The 12335-nt window shown below is 42.2% G+C and carries 14 protein-coding genes; 5 read left to right on the top strand and 9 right to left on the bottom strand.

The annotated features are described in order from the left end of the window. Window positions 1-140: 140 nt before the first annotated feature. Window positions 141-515, top strand: coding sequence for a hypothetical protein (locus MSP8886_RS10735; protein WP_067016258.1), 375 nt, complete (start codon window positions 141-143; stop codon window positions 513-515). A gap of 54 nt (window positions 516-569) precedes the next feature. On the opposite strand, the gene MSP8886_RS10730 is transcribed toward MSP8886_RS10735, so the two are convergent. The 5 genes from MSP8886_RS10730 to MSP8886_RS10710 all read right to left on the bottom strand — a co-directional run bounded on the left by MSP8886_RS10730 (window position 570) and on the right by MSP8886_RS10710 (window position 4964). Next, window positions 570-2525, bottom strand: coding sequence for a bifunctional diguanylate cyclase/phosphodiesterase (locus tag MSP8886_RS10730; RefSeq protein WP_067016256.1), 1956 nt, complete (start codon window positions 2523-2525; stop codon window positions 570-572). Window positions 2526-2534: 9 nt separating this feature from the next. Further along, window positions 2535-3212 (bottom strand): transglutaminase-like cysteine peptidase, encoded by a 678-nt coding sequence (locus tag MSP8886_RS10725; RefSeq protein WP_067016254.1) that lies wholly within the window; start codon window positions 3210-3212, stop codon window positions 2535-2537. A 32-nt stretch (window positions 3213-3244) separates the two neighbouring features. Continuing rightward, window positions 3245-3532: a DUF1244 domain-containing protein gene (locus tag MSP8886_RS10720; protein ID WP_067016252.1), complete on the bottom strand. Its 288-nt coding sequence runs from the start codon at window positions 3530-3532 to the stop codon at window positions 3245-3247. A gap of 100 nt (window positions 3533-3632) precedes the next feature. Then, entirely contained in the window at window positions 3633-4235 is a 603-nt protein-coding gene (locus MSP8886_RS10715) for a tRNA-uridine aminocarboxypropyltransferase (protein ID WP_067016250.1), read from the bottom strand. Window positions 4236-4238: 3 nt separating this feature from the next. Beyond that, complete coding sequence (locus tag MSP8886_RS10710; RefSeq protein ID WP_067016248.1) at window positions 4239-4964, bottom strand: pyridoxine 5'-phosphate synthase; 726 nt, start codon at window positions 4962-4964, stop codon at window positions 4239-4241. 328 nt (window positions 4965-5292) lie between these two features. On the opposite strand from MSP8886_RS10710, the gene MSP8886_RS10705 reads away from it, so the two are divergent. From MSP8886_RS10705 to MSP8886_RS10695, 3 genes are all read left to right on the top strand, one after another. Then, window positions 5293-5967: a DNA-3-methyladenine glycosylase I gene (locus MSP8886_RS10705; RefSeq protein ID WP_067016247.1), complete on the top strand. Its 675-nt coding sequence runs from the start codon at window positions 5293-5295 to the stop codon at window positions 5965-5967. A gap of 97 nt (window positions 5968-6064) precedes the next feature. Then, a complete protein-coding gene (locus MSP8886_RS10700; protein ID WP_067016245.1) occupies window positions 6065-6712 on the top strand; it encodes a DsbA family oxidoreductase in 648 nt (215 codons plus the stop codon). Window positions 6713-6877: 165 nt separating this feature from the next. After that, entirely contained in the window at window positions 6878-7078 is a 201-nt protein-coding gene (locus MSP8886_RS10695; RefSeq protein WP_067016243.1) for a bacterioferritin-associated ferredoxin, read from the top strand. Window positions 7079-7123: 45 nt separating this feature from the next. Here the strand turns inward: MSP8886_RS10695 and bfr (MSP8886_RS10690) are convergent, their stop codons facing one another. The 3 genes from bfr (MSP8886_RS10690) to parC all read right to left on the bottom strand — a co-directional run bounded on the left by bfr (MSP8886_RS10690) (window position 7124) and on the right by parC (window position 10499). Beyond that, on the bottom strand, window positions 7124-7588 hold the full coding sequence (bfr, locus tag MSP8886_RS10690) for a bacterioferritin (RefSeq protein ID WP_067016241.1): 465 nt from the start codon (window positions 7586-7588) through the stop codon (window positions 7124-7126). 15 nt (window positions 7589-7603) lie between these two features. Next, window positions 7604-8074, bottom strand: a complete 471-nt coding sequence (bfr, locus tag MSP8886_RS10685) for a bacterioferritin (protein ID WP_067016238.1) — start codon at window positions 8072-8074, stop codon at window positions 7604-7606. Between the two features lie 121 nt (window positions 8075-8195). After that, window positions 8196-10499, bottom strand: a complete 2304-nt coding sequence (parC, locus tag MSP8886_RS10680) for a DNA topoisomerase IV subunit A (protein ID WP_067016236.1) — start codon at window positions 10497-10499, stop codon at window positions 8196-8198. A gap of 204 nt (window positions 10500-10703) precedes the next feature. On the opposite strand from parC, the gene MSP8886_RS10675 reads away from it, so the two are divergent. Further along, a complete protein-coding gene (locus MSP8886_RS10675) occupies window positions 10704-11393 on the top strand; it encodes a hypothetical protein (RefSeq protein ID WP_067016234.1) in 690 nt (229 codons plus the stop codon). Here MSP8886_RS10675 and MSP8886_RS10670 read toward each other — a convergent pair. Then, entirely contained in the window at window positions 11387-12274 is an 888-nt protein-coding gene (locus MSP8886_RS10670; RefSeq protein ID WP_083200928.1) for a GNAT family N-acetyltransferase, read from the bottom strand. The two genes, MSP8886_RS10675 and MSP8886_RS10670, sit on opposite strands and share 7 nt — an antisense overlap. Window positions 12275-12335 lie beyond the last annotated feature (61 nt).

Raw genomic sequence — 12335 nt, 5'->3', positions numbered from 1 at the left:
CCTTTAAAATATTCTAAAAAACATAGGTTTATTTTGCTAAGCTTACACATAATGGCTCTAGAATAGAGTTATTACAAGCGCAGGGAAGACCACTTCTTTATAGATACCAACATATAAGTCAATACATAACAGGAGCTTAGATGCTTTACGCTAAATTAAACAAAGAAGGGCATATCATTGATATTGCGACATCGCAATCCGATGAGTTTTCACAACTTGTCGCCCCCAATGATCCCGTTGTTGCTGCACTTCTCGAAGAAAAGCTTAAGACATCTGAAGCCAACACCGAAGAGATACTAAAAAACTCAGACAATGAAATGATGAGGATTCTAGAGGACCTTATCGACCTGCTAAGTGCCAAACGATTGATCCAATTTACCGAACTCCCCTTAGCAGCACAGAAAAAGCTACTCAGCCGTAAGTGGATTCGTGGTGTACACAGTAACAGCAATGATGCACACCTTATTCTCGAAGACAGCCATGAAACCAACGGGCACGAAGACTCTCTTATTTAATCTTAATGCCTATTGAGCCTGCAGTTTTATAACACCTATACCGCCAGATAGACATCACATATCTGACGGTAAGCCAATCGCGTATCCTTGTCCACCAGCAACATCAAAACGCTGCAAAATAGACAGTTGATTCACACTCTCGATCCCCGTCGCAATAACTTGAATATTTAAACTATTGAACATTTTACACAGCGTCTGCATAAAAAAGGACTCTGACTCTCTACCTGCAACCAACTTCGTATAAGAAGGGTCAACTTTAACATAATCAGGCATCAAAACCTGCAAGTAATGGAAAGCAGAAAACTGCTTACCAACATTATCAATGCCAAAGATCACACCATGGTGTTTTAGCATTTGAGATAGGTCAAACGCATAATCTTCCGAAGCAAGAACGCTTTGCTCTGATATTTCAAACACTAAGAAGTGACGTAATTGTTCATCCAGCCCTTTCAGTGTCTCATTCAACCAATCAATAAACGATGGTTTAATAAAGGCCGATGCTGAGATATTGACCGCCAAAGGTGACGTTAAACTGTCCTGACGTACCTTAATATAAGCAATAACTCGCTCAATAATCACTTGATCTACTTGATCCCCTAAATCAAACTGCTCAGCTAGACCGATAAAGTAGCCAGCATGATATTGCTTACCTTCATATTCAAGGCTGGAGAAGACCTCTTCATGTAGGGTTCCTAACTCACCCTCAAAAAGTGCGACCCTTTGCTTGCGCAAAGTAAAGGCTCGGTTCTCAATGGCATGCTCCAGCATTTCCCGCCATTCGATACGAGCTATTGCCATCTCCTGACCTGTTTTGGAATCAAACACCCGACTGCTATTCATGCCAGACATTTTAGCCTCTCGCAACGCGGCATCGGCTTGTGCCATCGCACTAGAAACATCAACGTCTCCGGTAATAATAACCGCGCCGATGTTAGCAACGGCGTCGGAATAACTAATCTTAGACGTCACCAACTCCAGCAAACTTTCCATCATATCATTCACGAGATACTTCAACCGATCCTGATCAACATTGGGAATGAGAATCACAAAATCTGCCCCCGACAAACGCGCAACCGTCGCCGCCGATGGCAAACTCATCACCTTGCCAGTTAATATTTGAGCAGCTGAACGAATAAATAAATCTGCCGCTTCATACCCTCGTTCGTTATTTAGCTTGGCAAGGTCTGTCAAGCTAATCAAAGCGATCCCATCCATAGTACGATCATTGCTCGCGAAATACGCTTTCGCTTGCCGATCAAAAAAATGTCGGTTGCCAAGTCCACTAACAGGGTCTTGAAACGCTTTAGATTGTAGCCATTGCACTGCTTTAGCCTCGGCCTCAAACTCCTTTTCTAATTTTTCTGCCATTCTATTCATAGACAAAACAACCGATTTAAGCTCGCGCGTTTTGGGGATCTTAGTCATTTTTAAGAAACGACGCTGCTGAATCGCTTCCGCTTGCTTCTCAACCTCTGACAGCGGTTTAAAGAGCCAACGTAACCCTAGCCAGCCCAATACAACCATCACTAAGCCAATCACAATAAAGGATAACAGTAAGTCACGTGTGGCTAACCAAAGCTGGTAATAACCATACCCAGCACTGCCAGTAATATAAACTTGCCCTAACTCGTTCCAACCATTTGATACAACCGCATTCGCAACGGGGACATTAAAATCAATTAGATGAATAAACCACTGTGGCACACCTACAATTTTGGTTTCATTTTTACGAATAAGGTCGGTGTTATCGGCATAAAAATGTACACGCACTTCTGAAAAATATCCGCTATCAAACACCGCATTCACTGTACTAACAATGGACGCTTTATCTTTATCAGCCATGTAACCGGACAAGGACATACTTAACGATGTCGCGCTATCCTGAGCAGTTGATGCTAACTGATTGACTAGATAGCCTTTTGTCGTATTGAAGTTAATTCCCATCACGGCAATCAGGACTAACGACAAGATGACAACAATCATCATCAGCAACTGGCGAAATAATGTCATCTGATTCTCCTAGTTATTGTACTTAGCAAAACGGTTGTTAAGATCTTTCCAAAGACTCAATCGAGAAGAGCCACCCACTAGAATCCCTCGCCCTTTTTCCTTAGACAACCATAAATTTCTTGCATTAAATGAATAAATTGGCTTTAGATCAGGCCGTTTAGAAGCGGGTTTTAACTCTTTATCTAAATTATCTAAAATCACAGGAATAGAAGTCGGTGTATGGTAATAAGCCAATACCATATGGTGTTGATTTAATGTCAATGACTTAACGTACACGAGACGCAGTTTATCATCAGGGACACCAAGCTCTCTCAGTGTAAAATACTTCGCAATGGTGAAATCCTCGCAGTCTCCCCCATCGGTTGCTAGAAACTCTATCGGTGTTGCCCAATAATCCTCTTTTCCCCAATGCTTGAGATCACTCACAAACGGTAACTGATTAAAAAAATTATTCACTACTTCTAGCTTTCTAACTATGGGAAGCTTTTTAGATCTATCGACTAAATGACGCCAAGCCAGTATGCGTTTCTCCGCTCTTGGGCCATATTCTTTGCCGATTTTAGCTGCTAACTCCAAATATTTATTTGATATATCAGCTTGTAAATCAATTTGAGGCAAGATGCAAAGAAGCAGCAGCACAATAATGAGCCGCCACTTTTTTCCATTGAGGGTCGAAAGATAATGCATAAGTCTTATTGGCCTATTGCTGCCATGACAACTTATTTAGAAAACTTAGCATTAAAGTCAGCTAACTGTTCTGCTGTCGCTGCTGGCTGATATTTTTCTTTCCAGTCGTTATAGGGCTCGCCGTAAACATACTCGCGAGCAGCATCATAATCGATGTCAACACCTCTATCTTCAGCTTCTGCAAGATACCATTTACTTAAACAATTACGACAAAAACCTGCCAAATTCATCAAATCAATATTTTGTACAGATTTATTATCATCTAAATGCTTTAAAAAGCGACGTAATACAGCGGCTTCAATTTCTGTTTGCTTATCCATTGTCTTCTCCTAACACTCTTTATTGACCCACAATCTCTTTATTAAACTGAAATAATAGCGGGAATAGACCTAATAACGGCGGTATTCATGACCCAAAATATCATGATTTTCGGTGCTGATGATCTGCTGGTTGCTGGCGCCATTGAAAGGACTGAGCTGAGACCATAAAGTCACGCAAAGGTTGCATATCATTCTGAGTCAACTGCTCAATAGCATAAGCACACGCCTCTAACGTTGATAACGCCTCACCCCTTGGCGACCTACGGATTGTATAAGTGTTGTGAGGAGGTGAAACAAAATGCCACGATACCATCTCTTGCAGCTTAGGCACCGACCAGAAAAGGCGCTTTGCTTTTCGCCACGTCGCATCAATCAACACAATGCCATCAACGTCCTTTTTCTCTTCTATTGATACCTGCTCTATAGGGATCGAGCCCTCACTCGGAAAAACTAATCGCCATCGATCAAGCGACAACGTATCTAATACTCCACGCAATTCCTCACTGTCCTCCGACGAAATGCAACGCAATGAAGGTAACGCCAGCCGCATCAACTTCAGTGTGTTCTTAGCATGTTTCGCTTCCTTTGGGTCTTGAATGACCAGTACAGGTAATGCATTGTTGATAGTAGGTATCCATTGACAGACACACTGACTCGTCAAAAAAGAACAGCTCTCACAAATCGGACGGCGCGAACGACACATGCGTTACACTAACTTTGACAAATACGCCTTCACAACTTGATCCCAACCTAAATCAAGCGCTTCAACCGTCAAGGCATGGCCGATAGACACCTCCGTAATTCGACCGGCTCGACACAAATCCTCAACGTTCGTTAAATCCAAATCATGACCTGCATTTACGCCTAAGCCAGCGTCTAAAGCCGCTTGAGCGGACTCTTGATAACGTTCAGCGATAGTATCAAAGCCATTTTTGCCGTAATGACTCGCGTATTCTTCCGTGTACAGTTCCACACGATCAGCACCAACTTCCTTCGCTAGGGCCATATTATCAGCATCTGGGTCCATGAATAGAACCACACGAATCCCTTTTTCTTTGAGTTTAGCAATAATTGGACGTAATGCATCTTGATCACGAGCAACATTCCATCCGTGATCGGAAGTTAATTGATTCGGGTCATCCGGCACTAAAGTACATTGATGCGGAACCACCTCCAGCACGACACTAAGAAACTGTTCATCTGGGAAGCCTTCAATATTAAGTTCTGCGTCAGGATAGTGCTTAAGTAACTCTTTTAGATCATAAGCATCTTGATACGTTGCATGTCTTTGGTCAGGCCTTGGATGAATAGTAATACCAAATGCCCCTAAATCTAACGTGCGTTTCGCCATCTCTACCATATTCGGATAGTTTCTGCCACGAGAATTGCGCAGTAGGCCTATTTTATTCAGATTAACGCTCAAATGTGTCATATAACTTCTCTTGTTCTCATTGTCTTCGCACTGCTGTCATAGCAATAGCATGAATATGCTCACCATTATAGAGAAAGGCACCGAGCGCTTCACTAAACTCTTACACTTTGTTATCACGCACGCCTTTCCAAGCATTATGGTAAACTTACCAAGGGAAAATGCGAATAGCAGACTTTTGTCCATATAGTGATTCCTACACGGATATAAGTCATTGCATTGGGACAAGGCAGGAACAATTGCCGAGATAAGAGGATTTGTTCGTATCTTCCCTGGCCAATAAGAATGAGCAGATTCGTTTTGGACCGTCTCTGCAAAAGAGGAATAGGTAATGAAGTATGAAGCATTCCAAAGCATTTATGATCGAGCTGCCCAACGTCATGGTGGCAAACAGACAATAGAACAAATATTAAACAAGCCTTTTTCTGCTGAAAAACTCAAACAAATAACGGATGATCGGTGGCTAGCTGCTTTTTCTCAAAAAATATTTCAATCTGGCATTAACTGGCAGGTAGTACGAAACAAATGGGATGGCTTTGAAGACGTCTTTTTTGGCTTTGATATCGAAAAAATGCTTTTGATTCATGATGAAATGTGGGAGGAAAAAGCCAAGGACACACGCATTATTCGCAACTTAAACAAAGTTATGACCATACGAGAAAATGCATTAATGATCAGCGAATGCCAAGCAAAACACGACACATTTGCAAGATTTATTGCGGACTGGCCAACGGATAATATCGTTGGCTTATGGGCGTACTTAAAACAACATGGAAAACGACTAGGTGGCAACACAGGCCCCTATACATTACGAGCGATGGGCAAAGACACCTTTTTATTAACCAAAGATGTCGAAGGATATTTACGTCAACATAAGATTATGACTACGGGAAAAAACACGCAATCTGCCTTATCAGCGGCGCAAGCAGCATTTAACCACTGGCATAACGAAAGCGGCCGCTCTTTAAGCGAAATTAGCCAATGCATTGCAATGGGTGTCAATTAATAGCCTTAGCTATTAATGAAAAAGAGTACTAAACCGCCCTCTAACACAACATAAGAGCCAGAATAAACAGGCTATAACACATACATTAGGAGAAAACATGGCCGATCTACGCATCGACATTATTGCAGATTTATCTTGTCCATGGTGCTACTTGGGATACAGCCGCCTGAAACAAGCTTTGGATCAATTAGGCGACAATTACCTAATAGATCTACGTTGGCAGCCATTTGAACTGCATCCCGATCTACCTGAGACAGGCGCGGATAGAGAAACGTATCTAGGTGAAAAATTTGGTAGTCAAGAGCGACTCAACGAGGCAACTCATGCCCTCCAACAGGTTGGACTTGAGAATGGTATTACTTACAATTTTTCAGACAAGGATCGAGTCCCTAATACCAAGCTTGCTCATCAGTTTGTTGCAGCAGCAAGCCAAGTTAAGCTTGCTACACCGCTAAGTCTAGCGCTATTTGATGCCTATTTCACACAAGGTAAAGACATTGGACAAAAAAGTGTTCTAGAGGATGTAGCAAGAAGTATTGGTATGAAAGACAACGATATTCAGCTTGCCTATGAAGAAAAAACTCGAAAACTCGTTGATAAAAAAATTAAACAGCTTACCCAAGTTGATGTAAAGTCCGTTCCAACCTACGTGATCAATGACAAATATATGTTACATGGCGCCCACCAACCCGAATCCTTTCTAAAAGTATTGAGCGACATTGCCGAGGACACCGTTAAAAGCTAACGACTAGCGAGACGTGTACAGATTAATTGTCATTAATTTGTACGCGCTCTATACAGAGAAGAAATCTATTAAACTTCATCAACACATAAATTTTTATTTTTTGATAATCATTACCATTTGCACTAGAATCTCTTTATCGAATATGATTGAGAGTGATTTTCATTTATGTATGTATGTCTTTGTAACGGTGTCACGGACAAAAAAGTGAAGGAAGTAATTCAGGAAGGCGCGACCACAATGCGTGAGCTGTATAAAGAGACCAACTTGGGAAGCCAATGTGGCAAATGCTGCCAGTGTGCTAAAAAAATATTAAATGATGAATTGATTAATATCGCAGAAACACAAATTCAAATTCAAGTTGCCTAAAGGCTCTCACTGGATAGAGAGAGCCTTTAGACGAAGAATACAATACTACATTTGGGACTGAAGATAATTTTCAATGCCAGATGTTTTGATCAGAACCTGCTGTGTTTCCAACCAATCAATTTGCTCTTCCTGCTCTTCCTGAATTTTTTCAAGCGTATCACGGCTCATAAAGTCCAGTTTATCTTCGCACTGCTTAATGGCGTCTTTTAGTATCACCAGCGTCTCTAATTCCAAATCTAGATTCGCAGCGATCATCTCTTCACTGTTCTCGCCAATGCGTAAACGGCCAAGATCTTGCAAATTGGGCAGTCCTTCCAAAAATAAAATTCGCTCAATTAGGCGATCCGCATTTTTCATTTTTTGGATTGACGCCTTATAATCCGCTTTATCCAGTTCACTGAAGCCAAAATCTTTAAACATACGAGCATGAAGGAAGTATTGGTTAATACCCACCAACTCGTTCGCTAGCACCTTATTTAAACCCGCGATAACAGCCGAATCACCTTTCATCAAAAACTCCTTCAATTAGCTCATCTGAGACTGAATGTAATTTTGCATACCAATCTTGTCCATTAGACCAAGCTGCTGCTCTAACCAATAAACATGATCCTCTTCAGTATCAAACAAAAGCTTCTCTAGGATTTCTCGAGTCTGATAATCGCCTTCAGATTCACAGATAGCAATCGTCTTACGAACTCCCTGAACCACTTCTAACTCAAGAGTCAAATCATTCGACATCATCGAACGAGCGTCTGTTCCCACCAATAAATCACGACGCTTGGTCATACAAGGAACACCTTCAAGGAAGAGAATACGCTTGATAATCCAATCGCAATGTTGTTTCTCTTCATCCATCTCATGGTTTAAGCGTTCATACAGCTTTGCCAATCCCCAATCATCATACATACGAGAATGAATGAAGTATTGGTCAATCGCAGCCAATTCATTGGCCAGCAACGCGTTTAAACTATCAATAACTTTTTGACTACCTTTCATAATTCTTTCCTCCTAGGCGCCTCGATAAGGCTGAAAACTCATATCTACTAAAATTATTAGCTTACCCTCTCCATTATCTATTAATACAACAAAGAGCATAAGGAGAATTTAATAAGAAATATTAATCATCTAAAAGGTCTCCCTCTATTTTAGCAGGCTTCCCTTCACCTTTTTTAACTTCTAACCGGTCAATACGCTGGAATCCACGAGGTAACTTCAGACCTCGACGGCCGCGCTCACCACTATAATCCATTAAATCTTTCTCAACAAATGACATAAAGCGCTTACCTGCATAGGCCATTAAAAGGTCATCAGGCAATACACTGGCCATAGCAATGAGTAACTCTTCTCGTTCAGCAGCACGAGCACTTGGAATGCTCAGCATTTTATTACCTTTCCCTTTGGCCATTTTGGGCAAAGAAGCCACATCAAAGACCAGCATTCGCCCTTCATTAGACACCACTACAACCTTGCCAGATTCTGGATCATCTACCAATACCGGCGCCATTACTTGCGCCCCTTTCGGTAAACTCAGTGTAGCTTTACCTGCTTTATTCTTAGCGTAAAGGTCTTTTAATTGAGCAACGAAGCCATAACCAGCATCACTGGCAATCAAATAGTGAGCATCTTCATTATTCAGCACCGCTGATACAATAGCGACACCGCTTTCTAATGAAATACGCCCCGTAATCGGCTCGCCTTGTCCTCTAGCAGAAGGCAGCGAATGAGCTTTAATGGAGTAGGTTCGACCATTTGATGCCAATAATACCAACGTTTGATTAGAGCGCCCCTTCGCGCTCACCAAAAAGCCATCACCTGATTTATAACTCAGCCCTTCCACATCGAGATCATGTCCCTTACCGGCGCGAATCCAGCCTTGTTTCGAGATCACCACAGTAATGGGGTCGTTTGATAACAATGCCTCCTCACTAAACGCCTGCGCTTCTTTACGTTCAACAATGGGAGTACGACGCTCATCACCAAAGTCGTCTATTGCCTCACGAATCTCAGTAGAAATCAGTTTTTTTAGTTTGCTATCAGAAGATAATAAGCCTTCAAGGTGTTTACGCTCTTTCTCAAGCTCATTTTGTTCAGCGGTAATACGCATCTCTTCCAGCTTAGCAAGATGGCGTAATTTAAGCTCAAGAATGGCCTCGGCCTGAATATCGCTCAACGAAAAGCGAGACATCAGTTCCACTTTGGGCTTCTCTTCGTTACGAATAATCTCAATCACTTCATCAATATTTAAAAAGGCTACGAGCAAACCTTCTAAAATATGCAGTCGATTGATTACTTTATCTAAGCGGAATTGCAAACGGCGTCTGACTACATCGATACGAAAACGCAGCCACTCTGCTAAAAAGTTCGGTAATGTCTTCACTTGTGGCAAGCCATCTAAGCCGATTACATTCATATTCACACGGTAGGATTTTTCCAGATCCGTTGTGGCAAATAAATGCGTCATCAGTGCTTCAATATCAACTCGATTAGACTTAGGCACAATCACTAAACGGGTCGCATTTTCATGATCCGATTCATCACGTAAATCCACGACCATAGAGAGCTTTTTAGCAGGATTTTTATCTTGCATTTGAGCCGCTATCTGCTCAAGAATTTTGCTCCCTGACACTTGATGAGGCAGCTCACTTACCACCACCTCTCCCTCGATAACCTCATAACGAGCACGCGCTTTAATCTGCCCTTTGCCGGTTTCATAAAGCTTACGAATATCTGTCCGCGGAGTAACAATCTCACCACCCGTTGGAAAATCAGGCCCTTGTACAAACTCCAGCAAATCGTCTAAATCTGCTTTTGGATTATTCAGAAGATGAATACAAGCTTCACCGATTTCACGTAAATTATGGGGAGGAATATCCGTTGCCATACCCACGGCAATCCCCGTTGTACCATTTAACAATAAATTCGGCAGACGCGCTGGCAGGACAGAAGGCTCCTGTAGCGTACCATCAAAATTTGGCACCCAATCAACAGTGCCTTGGGACACTTCTTTGAGCAACACATCTGCATATTTTGATAATCGAGACTCGGTGTAACGCATTGCTGCAAAAGATTTAGGGTCATCTGGTGCCCCCCAGTTACCCTGCCCATCAACTAATGGATAACGATATGAAAATGGCTGAGCCATCAACACCATGGCTTCGTAACAAGCGCTGTCACCATGAGGGTGAAATTTACCTAACACATCCCCCACGGTACGAGCAGACTTCTTATACTTAGCCGTCGCCTTCAGGCCCAGTTCACTCATCGCATAAATGATACGACGCTGAACCGGTTTTAAACCATCACCAATATGAGGTAATGCACGGTCTAAAATAACGTACATCGAATAATTCAAATACGCTTTTTCTGTATAGTCTTTCAATGAAAGTGTTTCATTGGACTCAAAATTTGACAACTCACTCAAGGAGGATTTCCTTCTAACGCGATTTTAGTGCGGGTTTATGAGCACTCTACTCATAAATAAATTAACTGTGCGTACTATAAAGAAACACCCTTACCCACTGCAACCTTCACACCAATATTATAATGGAAAGAAAGGGCTTCTCATGCTTCAATAAAGACGTAATAGGGATCAGGAAAGAATGCCAATGATGAAGGCTGTCAAAAAATGCTAGCGCAAGCCCATTATAGCTTGGGGAAAGAAGCCCATGCGATACTGCTACATCACTGCAATAATCTTCGTGTGCGCCTAGAAACCCTCACCCAAGCATCTAATCCAACACGATTTTACCATGGTTTTCAGCACACTTTTTTGTTCGTATTAAAAGGCGAGGTGTTTCTCAAACATGGACAAGAGGATATGCTGCTAAAGATGCACCAAGGTACCCTACTCTCCAAACTCAACACCACGATTGCCACGGTACTGACTCCTCAAGTCGAAATTTGTGTCATTACTTTTTTCCATGAGCCCAATACAGTCAGCGAGAGCGACTTTAAAAAAGTGTCTTCCGGTACCGTTGAAGCCTTGCCTGAGCGTCTAGGAGTGACATCCTGGCCACTATGGCGCGGGAAAAGTGGGACAGTCAGTATTAACCTTTACCCAGCACATTACAAAGAGTCAACCTACTATCATAAAAGCACGGAGCAGTTTTTGCTGCCTCTAAGTGGTGAACCATTAGAAATAAGTACCAATATGCAAACAGCCAAAAAACTCTCTGAAAGCGGGCTATTTATCGAAAAACAGACTCCCAAAGCGTTTTATAATATAAGTGATAATAGTGTGGCCGTTCTCAGTATTTACACTCCTCATCCTGAAAAAGGTAGAGTCATGCTACTGTCTAAGGCAACCAATCAATGACTAAATACTAAAGAGGTCAATACATGATCCTCCCACTGACCATTGATTTTTAAATAATCACGTGCCATTCCTTCTTTCACAAACCCTAAACGAGCCAGGACTGCGGCACTTTTTTCATTTCGAGGCATGTAATTAGCTTGTATACGATGAATACCACTTTGCTTATGCATATACTCATTGCCTGCGGTGAGCGCTTCATGCATCAAGCCTTTGCCTTGCTCCCCTTCTCGCAAGCTATAGCCTAAATGACACGCCTCAAAAACGCCGCGTACAATATTAGAATAATTAGCGTACCCCAAGATTCGCTGCTCATCCTTTGTTAAAAAGCACAAGGTCACGGCTTTATCCTCTAGAAAGTTACGGCGCATTTCTTCTACCCTGAGCTGACAAACCTCCAAAGAGTAATAGGACTCGCTTCTCTCCGGTTCCCAAGGTGCGAAAAAGTCTTTCTCTTGCTGCACATATTGCTGCAACAAAGACACCTGAGAGCGATCAAGTACTTTTAGAATCCCTCGTTCTGTTTCAATATAAGGAAAACGTGATGCATAGTCGGGAGCTTGGGACTGAATAAACAAACGATCATCTAACACCTCCATAAGACGCAACGCATGGCTCTGAAACCAAAACTGCTCCCCAAGATATAACACGCGATTCAGCACCTTATTCTCTTTCCATGCCTCGGCATATTTCCTATCTGACCAATAGGTGATAAAAATAGAGCTCTCACCATCGTATTTTTCCTCCCCCAAAAAACCCGACTCCACCTTTGCCTGATCGGATAGTTTAGACATCATGACATGGTAAGACATATCATCTAACAGCAAGGTTGAGGTCAACACCACAGCATAATAAGGGGGCTTGAAGGAAGGTAGAAAAGTCATAAGAATCCTGTAGCAAAAACAGAGCGCTAATAAAAAAACATGCTCGCCCCACCCTGCCAAC

This window comes from Marinomonas spartinae, assembly GCF_900089775.1.
In the GTDB taxonomy this organism is placed as follows: Bacteria; Pseudomonadota; Gammaproteobacteria; order Pseudomonadales; family Marinomonadaceae; genus Marinomonas; species Marinomonas spartinae.
The sequence above is the reverse complement of the archived record's forward strand: the minus strand, read 5'-3'. Positions and strand labels throughout refer to the sequence as shown.